This is a genomic window from Streptomyces torulosus (genome assembly GCF_001419765.1).
Lineage (GTDB): Bacteria > Actinomycetota > Actinomycetes > Streptomycetales > Streptomycetaceae > Streptomyces > Streptomyces torulosus.
In genome coordinates, this window is record NZ_LIRK01000650.1 from 1 (window position 1) to 14,569 (window position 14,569).

General features: G+C 71.1%; 14 protein-coding genes. 6 read left to right on the forward strand and 8 right to left on the reverse strand.

The genetic code is table 11. From position 1 onward, the window contains the following. Nucleotides 1–138: 138 nt before the first annotated feature. Nucleotides 139–1,020: a Bax inhibitor-1/YccA family protein gene (locus AOK23_RS36460; protein WP_055716797.1), complete on the forward strand. Its 882-nt coding sequence runs from the start codon at nucleotides 139–141 to the stop codon at nucleotides 1,018–1,020. A 91-nt stretch (nucleotides 1,021–1,111) separates the two neighbouring features. On the opposite strand, the gene AOK23_RS36465 is transcribed toward AOK23_RS36460, so the two are convergent. Next, nucleotides 1,112–1,342: a DUF4287 domain-containing protein gene (locus AOK23_RS36465; RefSeq protein WP_009338122.1), complete on the reverse strand. Its 231-nt coding sequence runs from the start codon at nucleotides 1,340–1,342 to the stop codon at nucleotides 1,112–1,114. 103 nt (nucleotides 1,343–1,445) lie between these two features. On the opposite strand from AOK23_RS36465, the gene AOK23_RS36470 reads away from it, so the two are divergent. Then, nucleotides 1,446–1,757 (forward strand): hypothetical protein, encoded by a 312-nt coding sequence (locus AOK23_RS36470; RefSeq protein WP_206187893.1) that lies wholly within the window; start codon nucleotides 1,446–1,448, stop codon nucleotides 1,755–1,757. A gap of 27 nt (nucleotides 1,758–1,784) precedes the next feature. Here the strand turns inward: AOK23_RS36470 and AOK23_RS36475 are convergent, their stop codons facing one another. The 3 genes from AOK23_RS36475 to AOK23_RS36485 all read right to left on the reverse strand — a co-directional run bounded on the left by AOK23_RS36475 (nucleotide 1,785) and on the right by AOK23_RS36485 (nucleotide 5,451). Continuing rightward, nucleotides 1,785–2,567: a hypothetical protein gene (locus AOK23_RS36475; RefSeq protein ID WP_055716807.1), complete on the reverse strand. Its 783-nt coding sequence runs from the start codon at nucleotides 2,565–2,567 to the stop codon at nucleotides 1,785–1,787. A 282-nt stretch (nucleotides 2,568–2,849) separates the two neighbouring features. Then, nucleotides 2,850–4,070, reverse strand: a complete 1,221-nt coding sequence (locus tag AOK23_RS36480) for an acetyl-CoA C-acetyltransferase (protein ID WP_055716798.1) — start codon at nucleotides 4,068–4,070, stop codon at nucleotides 2,850–2,852. Nucleotides 4,071–4,362: 292 nt separating this feature from the next. Next, entirely contained in the window at nucleotides 4,363–5,451 is a 1,089-nt protein-coding gene (locus AOK23_RS36485) for an SGNH/GDSL hydrolase family protein (RefSeq protein ID WP_206336397.1), read from the reverse strand. A 158-nt stretch (nucleotides 5,452–5,609) separates the two neighbouring features. Between AOK23_RS36485 and AOK23_RS36490 the strand changes: the two genes are divergently transcribed. Then, nucleotides 5,610–7,004: a cystathionine beta-synthase gene (locus tag AOK23_RS36490; RefSeq protein ID WP_055716800.1), complete on the forward strand. Its 1,395-nt coding sequence runs from the start codon at nucleotides 5,610–5,612 to the stop codon at nucleotides 7,002–7,004. Nucleotides 7,005–7,375: 371 nt separating this feature from the next. On the opposite strand, the gene AOK23_RS36500 is transcribed toward AOK23_RS36490, so the two are convergent. Next, the gene (locus AOK23_RS36500; RefSeq protein WP_055522248.1) at nucleotides 7,376–7,816 is read right to left on the reverse strand and encodes a hypothetical protein; all 441 of its coding nucleotides are present in this window, start codon (nucleotides 7,814–7,816) and stop codon (nucleotides 7,376–7,378) included. A 230-nt stretch (nucleotides 7,817–8,046) separates the two neighbouring features. On the opposite strand from AOK23_RS36500, the gene AOK23_RS36505 reads away from it, so the two are divergent. The 3 genes from AOK23_RS36505 to AOK23_RS36515 all read left to right on the forward strand — a co-directional run bounded on the left by AOK23_RS36505 (nucleotide 8,047) and on the right by AOK23_RS36515 (nucleotide 11,564). After that, nucleotides 8,047–9,636: an alpha/beta hydrolase gene (locus AOK23_RS36505; protein ID WP_055716802.1), complete on the forward strand. Its 1,590-nt coding sequence runs from the start codon at nucleotides 8,047–8,049 to the stop codon at nucleotides 9,634–9,636. A gap of 324 nt (nucleotides 9,637–9,960) precedes the next feature. Then, complete coding sequence (locus AOK23_RS36510) at nucleotides 9,961–10,839, forward strand: MurR/RpiR family transcriptional regulator (protein ID WP_055716803.1); 879 nt, start codon at nucleotides 9,961–9,963, stop codon at nucleotides 10,837–10,839. 128 nt (nucleotides 10,840–10,967) lie between these two features. Then, a complete protein-coding gene (locus AOK23_RS36515; protein WP_063791469.1) occupies nucleotides 10,968–11,564 on the forward strand; it encodes a hypothetical protein in 597 nt (198 codons plus the stop codon). 106 nt (nucleotides 11,565–11,670) lie between these two features. Here AOK23_RS36515 and AOK23_RS36520 read toward each other — a convergent pair whose 3' ends face one another. From AOK23_RS36520 to AOK23_RS36530, 3 genes are all read right to left on the reverse strand, one after another. Continuing rightward, on the reverse strand, nucleotides 11,671–13,035 hold the full coding sequence (locus tag AOK23_RS36520) for an APC family permease (protein WP_055716805.1): 1,365 nt from the start codon (nucleotides 13,033–13,035) through the stop codon (nucleotides 11,671–11,673). Between the two features lie 101 nt (nucleotides 13,036–13,136). Beyond that, nucleotides 13,137–13,829, reverse strand: a complete 693-nt coding sequence (locus AOK23_RS36525; protein ID WP_055716806.1) for a lipoprotein — start codon at nucleotides 13,827–13,829, stop codon at nucleotides 13,137–13,139. A 165-nt stretch (nucleotides 13,830–13,994) separates the two neighbouring features. Then, nucleotides 13,995–14,369: a roadblock/LC7 domain-containing protein gene (locus tag AOK23_RS36530; RefSeq protein ID WP_033524857.1), complete on the reverse strand. Its 375-nt coding sequence runs from the start codon at nucleotides 14,367–14,369 to the stop codon at nucleotides 13,995–13,997. Nucleotides 14,370–14,569 lie beyond the last annotated feature (200 nt).

The window sequence follows — 14,569 nt, forward strand, 5'->3', positions numbered from 1 at the left end:
GGGCGGGGAATCAGGGAGACGCGTAGCGTGTTCGATGACACGGCAGGGGAAAGATCCTCCCTGAGCACTAGAGTCAATCCCTTTGCCTACCTATTACTCTTGAGCCAAGGCCACGCAGGGTGGCCATGGAGGAGTGAAATGAGGAGCAGCAACCCGGTCTTCTCGCGACGGGGGTTCAGCCGCGACAACGGCTACGCGGGCTTCAACACCGCGCCGCAGGCCGGGGGAGCAGCTGTCGGCACCCAGGGCAACCCGTACGCCCAGCAGGGCGCCAACCCCTACGCGACGAACCCGTACGCCCAGCAGGACCTGCAGCACGGCGCCCCGCCGCAGGCCCCGGTCACCGCCGGCCGTATGACGATGGACGACGTCGTCATGCGCACGGGCCTGACCCTCGGCACGGTCATCGTCGGCGCCGTCCTCGCCTGGGCCCTCCTGCCGGTCTCGCCCACCAGCTGGGGCCTGGCCGTCGGTGCCGCGCTGATCGCGTTCGTCCTGGCGATGGTGCAGTCCTTCAAGCGCAAGGCCTCGCCCGCGCTGATCCTCGCGTACGCCGCCTTCGAGGGTGTGTTCCTCGGCGTGATCAGCGAGATGTTCAACAGCCAGTGGGACGGCGCGCCCTTCCAGGCGGTGCTCGGCACCATGGCCGTCTCCGGCGCCACTCTGCTGGTCTACAAGGCCGGCTGGATCCGGGTCACCGCACGGTACGCCCGTATCGGTCTGACCATCGCGATCGCGTTCATCCTGGTGATGGCGGTCAACCTGCTGCTGGTCGTCTTCGGGATCGCCCCCGACGGCGGTCTGCGCAGCATGGGCCCGCTCGGCGCGATCGTCGGTATCTTCGCGATCCTGCTCGGCGCGTTCTTCCTGACCCTCGACTTCAAGCAGATCGAGGACGGCATCGCGTACGGCGCCCCGCGTGAGGAGTCCTGGCTGGCCGCGTTCGGCCTCACCATGACCCTCGTGTGGATCTACATCGAGATGCTCCGCCTGGTCGCCATCTTCAGCGGCGACGACTAGCAGGGGGCGGGCCCGCGCCCGCTCTCCCGCAGCCAGGCGAAGGGCCCCCGGACCTCACGGTCGGGGGGCCCTTCGTGGTGTCTCGGCGCCCTCAGCGGAGCTTCCTCGCGGCCCTCCTCAGGTCGTACTCATGAACGATCGCTTTGGCGTGGCCGTACGCGAGGTCGTACTCGTGCCGGAGCCAGCTGACCTTCTCCTCGAAGTTGAAGAGAGCGGGGCCTTCATCGACTTTGCGCAGCCAGTCGGAGACTTCACGACCGGTGCAATGGGGGATGCGGGCGAGCAGATTGCGATGGGTCTCCTCGGAGAAGACTTGGGACATCGGCGCCTCCGGACGAAAGGAAATGTAAGCCGGTCCTTCAGGTCACGTTGCCTGAGTGGCGGCGTGTTGGCAACAGTCCGGTTCCTGCGCGTACGCTCGCGGCGTGCTTGATACGACGCCGTTGACCCGTGCCGTGGACCATTTCGCCGACCGGTTGCGGGCCGCGCCGCAGAGCCGGCTGCAACGGGGCGCCGCGGCGGAGGCACTGGGGCTGGCCAGGGAATTGGCACTGCGTGCCCAGCGGCTGGAGGCGCCCGATCAGGCGCCCCGGGAGATGCCGGACGCGGGAATGTTCGCCGCGGCGGATCAGGTGATGGTCGCCGGGAACGATCTCGCGCTCGTGCTGGCCGACGAGGCCGGACTGGCGGAGGCGGTGGCGCTGGTGGAGGAGGCCCAGAAGAGGGCGGGTGTGTGATCCCGCCGGGCGCCCCTCGCAGGTCGCCTACAGGGAGGCGATGACCCGGTCCGCCAGGATGTAGACCATGTCGTCGCCGCACTCGAACGTGAGGGTGTACGCGCCCGAGACGCCCGAGCCGCCCAGGAGGACGGGGGTGTCACCGCCCTGGAGGGCCCTGGCGAGGCGCTCGGCGGTCTCCCGGTGACCGGGGGTCATGCACAGGGTGGTGCCGTCGGCGAAGACATACACGTCGAGGGTGCCGAGGGGGCCCGGACGGACGTCGGCCAGCTCGGTGCGGGAGGCGGCCAGGTCCTCCAGACAGGCGACGGTGCGCTCGTGGTCGTTGGTGACAGGGGACTGCACCGGCACGAAGTCGGGGTGCGAGGGGTGGCGGCGGCGGGCCGCGGCCAGCTCCGCCGACTCCCCGGCGAACTCGTCGCCCTCCAGGCTCGGCTCGGTCACCGGTTCCAGGTGCTCCAGGCCCGCGAAATCGGACTGCCGGGGCAGGAACAGCTCACTGTCGGGCAGACCCAGCAGGGTGGGCGCGTCGGAGGCGTCACGGGCCTCCTGGGCGGCCCAGAACGCCCGCGCCTCGGCCAGCTCACGCTCCCGCTCCTCGGCGAGCGCCTCGGCCACGGCGGCGCGTATCTCCTCCGTGTCCGCGGCCGGACGGGCGGCGGGCACGACGGCCCGCGCACCGGCGGGACGGCTCTCGGCCAGTTCCTTCCGCAGAGCGGCGACCTGACGACGCAGCCCGGAGAGGCTGCGCAGGACGGCGACGCCCACGGCGGCGGTGGCGGCCGTGGTGAGCAGCAAGGCGATCGGCATGGCGCTCACTGACGTACTCCCGGTTCAAAGTCGACCCCCGACTTCCTACATCAGCTTGAAGGGCGGACTAACCAGCTGTCAGTGCGTAACGTCACGAAAGGGACAGGACTTTGCCCGGGTGTTTCGTGGTGAAACGGCTCTGACCTGCGTAAATCGCTCTCCGGGGGGAGATAGGTCACATCCTGGGGGAGATTGGATCACAAAACGGCCCGGAGTCCCGGGGATTCCGGGACTCCGGGCCACAGCGTCACGGTCGGTTCCCGTGCGGCTACGGCAGAGGGGTCAGCTGAGGCGCTCGATGACCATCGCCATGCCCTGGCCGCCGCCGACGCACATCGTCTCCAGGCCGAACTGCTTGTCGTGGAACTGGAGGGAGTTGATCAGCGTGCCGGTGATGCGGGCGCCGGTCATGCCGAAGGGGTGGCCGACGGCGATGGCGCCGCCGTTCACGTTCAGCTTCTCCAGCGGGATGTTCAGGTCGCGGTACGAGGGGATCACCTGGGCGGCGAAGGCCTCGTTGATCTCGACGAGGTCGATGTCGCCGATGGTCAGGCCGGCACGGGAGAGGGCCTGCTTGGACGCCTCCACCGGGCCGTAGCCCATGATCTCGGGGGACAGGCCGGAGACGCCGGTCGAGACGATCCGGGCGAGCGGGGTCAGGCCCAGCTCGCGGGCCTTCGTGTCGGACATGATCACGAGGGCGGCGGCGCCGTCGTTGAGCGGGCAGCAGTTGCCGGCGGTGACCAGGCCGTCCTCGCGGAAGACGGGCTTCAGGCCCTGCACGGCCTCCAGGGTGACGCCGGCGCGGGGGCCGTCGTCCTTGCCGACCACGGTGCCGTCGGGCAGCGTCACCGGGGTGATCTCGCGCTCCCAGAAGCCCTTCTTGATGGCTTCCTCGGCGAGGTTCTGCGAACGGACACCGAACTCGTCCATGTCCTCGCGGGTCACACCCCAGGAACGGGCCAGGTTCTCGGCGGTCTGGCCCATCGAGATGTACGCGTCGGGGAGCAGGCCGTCCTCACGCGGGTCGTGCCAGGAGGCGCCGACCGACTTCGACACGGCCTCCGTACGGGCCTCCGCCTCGGCGAAGACGGGGTTGTGGGTGTCGGGCATGCCGTCGCTGGTGCCCTTCACGCTGCGGGACACCATCTCGACGCCGGCCGAGATGAAGACGTCGCCCTCGCCGGCCTTGATGGCGTGCAGGGCCATGCGGGAGGTCTGCAGCGAGGAGGAACAGTAACGGGTGACGGTGCAGCCCGGCAGGTGGTCCATGCCCATCTGTACGGCGACGATCCGGCCGAGGTTGTGGCCCTGCTCACCGCCGGGGAGACCACAGCCGAGCATCAGGTCGTCGATGTCCTTGGGGTCCAGCGCCGGGATCTTGTCCAGGGCCGCCTGGATGATGGTGGCGGTCAGGTCGTCGGGGCGCAGGTCCTTGAGCGAGCCCTTGAAGGCGCGGCCGATGGGGGAGCGGGCGGCTGAGACGATCACGGCTTCGGGCATCACGGCTCCATTGGCGTACGTACGGTCCCCCAGACGAGCGGGGGCAGGGCTGTGGGGGAAGTTACCCGTACGTATGGTCGAGGTCACGGGCATCGAGGTGTGACTCCGACCGCACTTTTCTAAGCGCTTGCTTTTTGAACCGGTGCGCCTCATGGCTCGGGGGGTGCGTCTTCAATGAAGGGGCGGGCCGCAGGCCCGTTCCCTTCAGGGGCGCGGGGAACTGCGCGAGAAACCACGAACCACCCGCACCCGCCAGAACCACCCGCACCCCCGAGCCACCCGGCGCCCGGCGCTACGCAGACGGCTCGGCCGCGGTCGTCGGGGCCGGGTCCGTCGCCGGCACCCTCCGCCGCCGGCGTCGCTTCAGGAGGGCCCACGGCCCCCTCGGCCCCGTCGGCATCGCCGCCGTCACCTCCGTGCCGGCCTCGGACGCCGCCTCGGCGGCCGCACGGGCGACCGGCAGGAAGCCCTCGCGGCGGGAGACGTCGGGGCGCTCCTCCTCCGCGGGCCACAGGTTGAGCGTCGCGCACACGGTGGGGAGCAGGGCCATCGCCGCCGTCGCGTACCCCTCGGCGGAGGGGTGGTAGTTGTCGGGGCCGAACAGCTCCCGCGGGTTCGCCTCGAACTCGGGGCCCAGCAGGTCGCCCAGCGACACCGTGCGGCCGCCCTGTTCGACGACGCCGATCGTCTGGGCGGCCGCCAGCTGCCGTGACGCCCGCCGGGCGAGCCAGCGCAGGGGCTGCTGCACGGGCTCGATCGTGCCGAGGTCGGGGCACGTGCCGACGACGACCTCCGCGCCGGCCGTGCGCAACCGCCGTACGGCTGCCGACAGGTGCCGCACCGAGCGGGTCGGGGGCATGCGGTTGGTCACGTCGTTCGCGCCGATCATGATCACGCAGACGTCGGGGACCCGGGCCGGGTCCTCCAGGACCAGCGCGACCTGGCGGTCCAGGTCGTCCGACTGGGCGCCCGGCAGCGCGACGTTCCGCAGCTCCACCGGGTGCTCCGCCACCGCCGCGAGCCCCGAGGCGAGGAGCGCGCCCGGCGTCTGCCGGGCCCGGTGGACGCCCTGGCCCGCGGCGGTGGAGTCACCCAGCATGACCAGACGGATCGGCGGATCCTCGGAGGGGTCGTACGTGCCGTGGTACGGGGCGAACGGGCCGTACGGGCGGCCGTACCGACTGCCGTAGGAACGGCCGTAGAGGCCCTCCGCGCTCGGCGGATGCGGACTGTTGCCGTTGCCGACGACCCGCTTGGCCATCCGCACCTCGGCCAGCAGCACGCCGACGGCCGCCGCACCGACCAGTCCGATGCCGCCGCCGCCGTACGCCGCGCCCGCCGCGATGCGCCGGGCCACCCTCGCTCTGGACATGCTCGACATGCGTCGCCGCCACCTCCTCGTAGCCGTACAACCACTCATTGCCCCGAAGCGGCCCTCGGCCAATCCCTGGGGGAAGTGAACAGTGAGGGGATCAAGAGGGGCGGGGCTTAGGCTGGCGTGACATCACGACCATCACTTTTGCGGCTCCGGAGACAACGGTGCAATTCCACGACTCGATGATCAGCCTCGTCGGCAACACCCCGCTCGTGAGGCTCAACAGCGTGACCGAGGGCATCCAGGCGACCGTCCTGGCCAAGGTTGAGTACTTCAATCCCGGCGGGTCCGTGAAGGACCGCATCGCCCTGCGCATGATCGAGGCGGCGGAGAAGAGCGGAGAGCTGAAGCCCGGCGGCACGATCGTCGAGCCGACCAGCGGCAACACGGGCGTCGGCCTCGCGATCGTCGCGCAGCAGAAGGGGTACAAGTGCATCTTCGTGTGCCCCGACAAGGTGAGCACCGACAAGATCAACGTGCTGCGCGCGTACGGCGCCGAGGTCGTGGTCTGCCCCACGGCCGTCGCCCCCGAGCACCCCGACTCGTACTACAACGTCTCCGACCGGCTGGTGCGCGAGACGCCCGGGGCCTGGAAGCCGGACCAGTACTCCAACCCCAACAATCCCGAGTCCCACTACCACTCGACCGGCCCTGAGCTGTGGGAGCAGACGGAGGGGCGCATCACCCACTTCGTGGCCGGCGTCGGCACCGGCGGGACCATCTCCGGCACCGGGCGCTACCTCAAGGAGGCGAGCGACGGCCGCGTCCAGGTCGTCGGCGCCGACCCCGAGGGCTCCGTGTACTCCGGCGGGTCCGGGCGGCCGTACCTGGTCGAGGGCGTCGGTGAGGACTTCTGGCCGACGGCGTACGACCGGACCGTCGCCGACGAGATCGTGGCCGTGTCCGACAAGGACTCGTTCCAGATGACCCGGCGGCTGGCCAAGGAGGAGGGGCTCCTGGTGGGCGGCTCCTGCGGCATGGCGGTCGTCGCCGCGCTGCGCGTCGCCGAGCGGCTCGGCCCGGACGACGTCGTCGTCGTGCTGCTCCCGGACAGCGGGCGCGGCTACCTCAGCAAGATCTTCAACGACGAGTGGATGGCCGACTACGGCTTCCTGGAGGACGAGGGGCCGAGCGCCCGTGTCGCCGACGTCCTCACCCACAAGGAGGGCGGCTCCATCCCCTCCCTCGTCCACATGCACCCGGACGAGACGGTCGGTGAGGCGATCGAGGTGCTGCGCGAGTACGGCGTCTCCCAGATGCCGATCGTGAAGCCGGGCGCCGGGCACCCGGACGTCATGGCCGCCGAGGTCGTGGGGTCCGTCGTCGAACGCGAGCTGCTCGACGCGCTGTTCACCCAGCGGGCCTCGCTCGACGACCCGCTGGAGAAGCACATGTCGGCGCCGCTGCCGCAGGTCGGTTCCGGTGAGCCGGTCGGCGACCTGATGTCCGTGCTCGGCCGGGCCGACGCGGCGATCGTGCTGGTCGAGGGCAAGCCGACCGGGGTCGTCAGCCGGCAGGACCTGCTGTCGTTCCTCGCCAAGGACGGCGTCAAGCAGTAGGGCCGACCGGGAGCGTCTTCGGCCCATACCCGGAGAAATCCCTCCGAGAAGGCTTCGTGGCTGAAGATTTGAGCGGGTATCGCAGGCGACTTCGCAGAAGTGGTACGAGCGCGTCACGTCCGCGCAGCACCCGCTTAACACGGGTCCGGCACATTAGTGGATGTCGGCAGGGCGGGAGCGGCTCCCCGCCCCGGCCGGCAACCAAAACGGCGTCAAGGACCTCCGGAGCGGCTCCCGGACCTCCATGGACGCCATGGACGCGAAGCCCGGCCTGACCCGGCCCGCGTCCCCGCGGGGACCGCCGTCGTCCCGCCCCCCGTCGCACGGGGGTGCGGCGGTCCCCGCGCATATCCCTCGCGCCCGGCGCACCCCTACTCCTGCCAGTCCGGATCACCGGACTTGTCGCCCTTCCGGCTGCCCAGGCGCGGGGACGTACGCAGCGCCCAGGCCACGTTCACGCCGACGATGCCCGCCCAGGTGACGAAGAGGCCGGGGAGTTCGGCCACGCCGCCGCCGATGCCGGAGAGCGGGATGGCGACGACGAGGGAGACGACGCCGAAGCCGTAGCGCTCGCCCCAGGAATCGGTGGACCTGGGCGAGCGGGAGCCGCGGGCCACCACCATCTGCTGCTCCGCGACCTGGCGCCGGACCCGGCGGTCGACCGCGCCGTCGATGCGCTGGTCCACCTTCTCCAGGAACGACTCCACCAGGGCGGACTCGTAGTCCTCGCCCAGCTCCCTGCGCGCGTGCAGGGTCGCGGCGAGTTCCTTCTTCAGCTCGGTGTCCCCGAGCCGCGTGTCACGGGCATCCATTCCGGTCATGCCCCTCACGGTAGGCAGCCGCGACCCGCCCGGCACTGGGGACAGCCCCCCTCTTTCACCCCGGACGGCAAAGAGCCGGTCGAGGTTGTCCGACTCCAGCACTATCGGCCCCAACTCCCCCTCCCCCCAGGGTGGGAGAAGGTCTGTCCCGTGGGGGGATCACTCCGCGCGCGGTGATCGACAGGATGGGTGCGTCCCGTACCCATCGACCTGAGGACCTCATGCGCGCGCGCAACAGTCGAACAGCCCTTCTCGTGGCGGTCAGCGCCGTCACCACGCTGGTTCCCGTGCTGACCCCCACTGCGGCGTCGGCCGCGAACGACCCCCTGCGCCCCTACCTCAAGCAGAAACCCGCCTGGCACCGCTGCGACAAGTCGCTGCCCGCCTCCCTCCAGTGCGCCACGATCAAGGTGCCGCTCGACTACCGCAGACCAGGTGGCAAGAAGCTCGACCTCGAGATATCCCGGATGAGGACGAGCACCAAGAAGGAACGGCGCGGTGTGCTCCTGCTCAACCCGGGCGGCCCGGGCGGCCCAGGCGTCGAGATGCCCTACTTCATGGCCGACCAACTGCCGAAGTCGGTGAAGAACAAGTACGACCTCGTCGGCTTCGACCCGCGGGGCATCGGCCTGAGTTCCCCCGTCGGCTGCGGCCTGACGTCCGGCGAGCGGAACTGGGAACGGCCCTACAAGGCCGCCACGTTCACCAAGGACGTGAAGTGGGCCCGGACCGTCGCGGAGAAGTGCGACAAGAAGCAGGGCGACAAGCTGCGCCACCTCACCACCCGCAACACCGCCCGGGACATGGACGTCATCCGCGCGGTGCTCGGTGAGAAGAAGATCTCCTACCTCGGATACTCCTACGGCACCTATCTCGGAGCCGTCTACACGCAGCTGTTCCCCAAGCGCTCCGACCGCATCGTGCTGGACAGCGCCGTCGACCCCGCCCGCGTCTGGCGCGGGATGATCCAGGTCTGGGCGGAGGGCGCCGAGCCCGCCTTCGCCCACTGGGCCGAGTGGACGGCCGCGCGGGACGCCAAGTACAAGCTGGGCGCCACTCCCGAGGCGGTCCGCACGACGTTCTACGACCTGGTCGCCCGAGCCGACCGCAAGCCCATCGACCTCGACGGCACGCTGCTGACCGGGGACGACATCCGCTCCGGCCTGCGCGCCATGTTCTTCGGCGGCACGCGCGACGTCGCCGAAGCGGTCGTCGAACTGAAGAAGGCCGCGGACAAGGCCCCGTCGTCCAGCACCGGCAAGCCCAGTACGCCGGAGCCCGTTCCGCCGTCCTTCGGCCGGAGCGTGCCCAAGGACAACAACGACGCCGCCTTCTGGGCCGTCGTCTGCGCCGACACCCGCAACTGGCCGCGCGATCCCGAGCAGTACCGCGAGGACGCGATCAAGGACAAGGCCACGTACCCGCTGTACGGCGACTTCGCCTCCTCCATCAAGCCGTGCGCCTTCTGGAAGAAGCAGGGCAGCGAGCCCGCCACCAAGGTCGACAACAAGGTCGGCGCGCTGATCCTCCAGAACGAGTGGGACTCCCAGACGCCGCTGACCAGCGGCCAGGGCCTGCGCCGCGTCATGAAGGGCTCGAAGATGGTCACCGTCGCCGGAGGCGTCGGACACGGCATCTACGGCAACAAGTCGTGCGCCGACAAGACGGCCACCGCCTACCTGACCACCGGCAAGCTCCCCGCCAAGGACGTCACCTGCAAGGCCCGTCCGGGCGCGGAGGAGCGCGCCACCCCCAACCCGCTGCCCCTCCCCACGCCCCCGGGCATCCCGGGGATGGCCGACCGCTTCTGACGGTCGGAGCCCCTGGGACGCCGACCGCCCGCGGAGGCGTCCCAGGGGCCTGGACCGAGCCGCGCACGAGCCGGCTCCGACGGCCGGGAAGACGCGTTCACGCACGGCCCCGGAGGAAAAGTTGTGCATAGACTCATGCAGACTTCTCGCTCACTGAATAGGCTGGGTGCCGCACTGCGCTGATCGAGGGAGGCCGCGGGTGGTGTTCTCGGGTCTCGTCGTCCCGGGCGGCCGTGGGCTCGGTGTCGCCGGGGTCGTGCCGCTCGCCGACGGCGACGCGTCTCCCGTTCCGGCGCGGGCAGGAACGCGGAAAGGGAGCGCGCCATGAGCGCCGAGCGGAACACCGGCGGCACGGGGGCGGCGGGCGGTGCGGACAGCCCCGCCGCGCGCCTCCAGACCCTGTTCGAGGGACACCGGCTGACGCCCACTCAGCGGCGGATCGCGCACAGCATGGTGCGGCGCGCCGCCGACGTGCCGTTCCTGTCGAGCGTGGAACTGGCGGAACTCGCCGGGGTGAGCCAGCCGTCCGTGACCCGGTTCGCGGTGGCGCTCGGCTTCGACGGATACCCGGCGCTGCGCCGGCACCTGCGCGAGGTCGCGCCCGCCGAACCGGCCTCGGCCGCCGCCGCCCTCAACGAGTACCAGCAGGCCGTCGAGGCCGAGATCGAGAACCTGCGCCACCTGGCCGAGGTCCTCGCCGACCCCGCCCCGGTGGCACGGGCCGGGCGGCTGCTCGCCGCGTCCAGGCCGCTGCCGGTCCTCGGCCTGCGGGCCGCCGCCGCCCAGGCGTACGGCTTCGCGTACTTCGCCGGGAAGGTCCACCCCGACGTACGACTGCTGCACGAGGGCGGCAGCATGCTCCACGACCGGATCGACGCGGCGGTACGCGCCGGGGCGACCGCGCTGCTCTGCTTCGCGCTGCCCCGGCACCCGCGCGAGGTCGTCGACAGCCTCGCGTACGCCAAGGAGGCCGGGCTGACGGTCGTCACCGTCGCCGACTCCGCGTTCGCGCCCGTCGCCAAGGTCTCCGACCTGCTGCTCCCCGCCGCCGTCGGGACCGGCCTGGCCTTCGACACCGCCTGCGCGCCGATGCTGCTCGGGCGGGTGCTGCTGGAGGCCATGTGCGACGACCTGCCCCAGGCGCAGGCGCGCCTGGAGGAGTTCGACGCGAAGGCCGCCGCCCGGGGACTGTTCGTCGAGTAGGACCTCTTGGGTTCCGGCCCGGTGAGTGGTATCCCGCTTTCTCAGGCGCGTTTCACGTTCGCTGGTTAACGTGCCTGACGACCGACGTACGACAGGGAAACCGAACCTGGGACACGGGAGGCGGGAGAGTGGCGCGCGGAGGACAGGGGCTGGCTCGGGTGGCCGTCGTGGTGCGGGCCGGGGCGGCACCCATGGGGTGGCTCGGAGTGATCGCGGCGGGTGCCGGTCTGGTGCCGTCGGGGATGACCGGACGGCGGATCGGGGTGCTCGGCGGGGCGGCGTTGTTCATCGTGGCGGCCGTCGTCGTCGCGGCGCTGCGGCGGGGACGGTACGCGGAACTGGCGCGCGGGGCCGCGCGGGCGGGCAAGCACGATGTGCTCCAGGACCGTGCGGTGACCCTGCGGAACTGGCGGCGCGGACACCGCTGGTGGCTGCTGCTCGCGTTCGCCGCGGCCCTCGCCTCGTCGTTCGCCGTCCCGGCGGCGGGCGGGATGCTGCTGGCCGGCGTCGGCACCGGCCTGTGGCTCAAGGCGGGCCGGCTCGGCCGCCGCGAACGCGCCGACGGACATCTGCTGTGGGTCCGCGTGGACTGGCTCTCGTCCCGCGGCGGCGCCCCGGCCGGCAAGCGCGTCACCGCCTACCGGTCGACGGGCTCCGGCGCGGGCGACGCGGGCCCCGGTGGCGGTCGGCGGCCCACGAGGGCGACGGCGGCCGGGCGGGCGTAGGAGGCTCTCACCAGCGAGCGGTGCGTTAGGAGGCCCTCACCAGCAAGCGGTCCCCATAGCTCTGTCTTGGGTAGAGGCAAGAAAACCCCAGCGGCCCGGCACGGGGTCATGCCTCGCCGCGCACCCGGAGGACCAGCTTGTTCACCGCCCACAGGGCGATGCCGATGGCCAGCAGGACGCCCGCGCGGATGTAGACCTCGGCGGGGCGGTCGGCCAGCGGACTGGCGAGAACCAGGGCCGTGAGGGCGCCGAGGACCGGGAGGACGGTCGGCGCGCGGAAGTGGGCGTGGTCCACACGGTCGCGGCGGAGGACCAGGACCGCGATGTTGACGGTGGCGAAGACACAGAGGAGCAGGAAGGCGGTCGTGTCGCCGAGGCCCTCGATCTCGCCGGTGGAGACCAGGCCGATCGCGAGGACGGTGACGAAGACGATGCCCACGACCGGGGTGCGGCGGCGGGGGAGGACCCGCCCCATCCCGCGCGGCAGGATCCGCTCGTTGGCCATGCCGTAGCAGAGGCGCGAGGCCATCATGATGTTGATCAGCGCGGAGTTGGTGACCGCGAACAGCGCGATCAGGGCGAACAGCTTGTGCGGGAAGTCCACGCCCCCGGCCTTCACCACTTCGAGGAGGGGCCCGCTGGAGCCCTCCAGGGTCTCGTGGTCCACCAGCAGCGACGACACCAGGGCCACCAGGACGTAGATCGTGCCCGTCACCGCCACACCGACGAAGATCGCGCGCGGGAACGTCCTGACCGGGTCCTTGGTCTCCTCCGCCATGTTCACCGAGTCCTCGAAGCCCACGAAGGCGAAGAAGCCCAGGGCCGTGGCGCCCAGGACGCTCGTGATCAGGGCGTATCCCGTGCCGCTCGCCTCGAACTCGGTGAGCCGCGACGGTTCACCGTCGCCGTTGAGGACCGCCCACGCGCCGATCGCGAGGATGATCACCAGGCCGGTCAGTTCGACGAGGGTCAGGACGACGTTCGTCTTCACCGACTCCGAGACGCCCCGCAGGTTCAGGGCGGCCAGCAGGACGATGAAGGCGATGGCGATCAGCGTGGGCGGCAGCGCGTCGTTCGTCAGCTCGCCCAGGTAGTCGCCGCTGAACGCGCGGGCGGCGGCACTCGCCGACGACAGGCCCGAGCACATCACCATGAACGCGACGATGAACGTCAGGAAGGGCAGCTTGAACGCCTTCTGGGTGTAGAGGGCCGCCCCGGCCGCCTTCGGGTACTTGCCGACCAGCTCGACGTACGAGGCCGCCGTCAGGATCGCCACCACGAACCCGATGACGAAGGGCAGCCAGAGGGCCCCGCCGACCTTCCCCGCGACCTTGCCCGTCGTCGCGTAGATACCGGTGCCGAGGATGTCGCCGATCACGAAGAGGATCAGCAGCTTCGGACCGAGCACGCGTTTCAGGCCGGGCTCCTCGGCGGGCGCGGGAGCCCCGGCGGTCGTTCCGGTGGTGGACAAGAGAACCTCCCCCGTTCGGTGATCCGTCCGGGGGCTTCTGCCCTGTGCCGGGCCGGAGAAGCCTGCGGGGGCGATTCCCGGAGCTTCGCCGGAGGTTCGGCTCAGGTGGCGCGCAGCGTCCGCTTGGCCAACTCGTACGCCGGGAGCATGTCCTCGTGCTCCCCGGTGTCGAGGCCGCCGAGGTGGACGACGACGGGGCCCTCGGCGGTCACGGTGAGGAAGGCCCGCTCCTTCTTCGTCTCGTCCAGCGCCTCACTGGTGTAGAGGTACTCGACCTCGGCGCCGGAGACCTCGGAGTCCGAGGAGAAGTCGCTGTACTTCGCCTTGCTGGTGTCGCCCTCGGCCTTCACGAACTCCTTCAGCAGCGCCCGCGCGTCCCCGGTTTCGGCGCCCGCCTCGCCGGTCCACACCCGGATGAAGCCGATGTTCCCGGCGGGCTTGGCGTCGATCTCGCACGCGGCGGTGAAGGGGCCCTGGTGCAGCAGTGCCTCGGCCAGTTCGGCGGCGACCTCGTCCCCGCCCTCCGCGGTGCCGGTGTCGATGGCCTCCGCCTTCCAGTTCTCCGCCGTGTCGAAGGCGACCGGCAACTCGCAGGCGGAACCGGCCGCGCCCACCGAACCGCCGCTCGCGGCGACGTCGTCCCCCTTGCCGGAGCCGGCGGAGTCCGCCGCCCCGCCGGCCGAGGCCGACGGCTTGGCCCCGTCGTCCGCCGGCTGCGAGCACCCCGCCAACAGCCCTGCCAGCACCGCCACCTGGGCGAGCGCCGCCCCCCGTACCGCTCCGCGCACCGTCACCTTCTCCTCTCGACCCGAGGCGGACACGGTAGCCGAGGGGGCGCCTTGGTGTTCGCACGGGTGTGCGGATGGAGGGGGTGCCAGGGAGTCGGGGGTGCCGGGGAGCATGCCTGGGCGGCGCGCCCCGGTCGGGGTGCGCCGCCTCGTGATGGGCCTTCGGGGGTGTCAGACCTCCAGTTCCGCCTCGATCCTCTTCAACTGGTGCCTGGCCATCGCCAGGTTGGCCCGCTTGGCGTCGAGCACCAGGTACAGGAAGAGGCCGTTGCCGCCGCGGCCGGTGAGCAGCCGGATCAGGTGGTAGGCGTCGGACAGGGTGATCAGGATGTCCTCGATCTCGCCCTTGAGGCCGAGGTGCTCCATGGTGCGCAACTTGGCGCGGACGACGTCCGTGTTGCCGGCGGCGGCGACGGTGAGGTCGAAGCCCTTGCTGCCGCCGATCGTGCCCAGTGCCATGCCGCTGGTGTAGTCGACGAGGGCGGCGCCGGTCGCGCCCTCGATCGACGCGAGGGCCTCTTTGAGTGCGGTCTCGGTGTTCGCCATGGTGTGCGGTCCTTTCAACTCTCTGACGTGGTCGGTGCGTTGGGAGCGGTTCGGGGGGTGGATCGTGAGGTCGTGGCGCCTGGCGTCCGGCGGGGCATGGTCGACCTGACCGTGGCCCTGGACGGCGTCTGCGACGTGGTCGGTTCGGTGCCCGGGGGCGTGGTCTGGGCGAGGGACCTGGCGGGGCCCCGCCCGGTCGT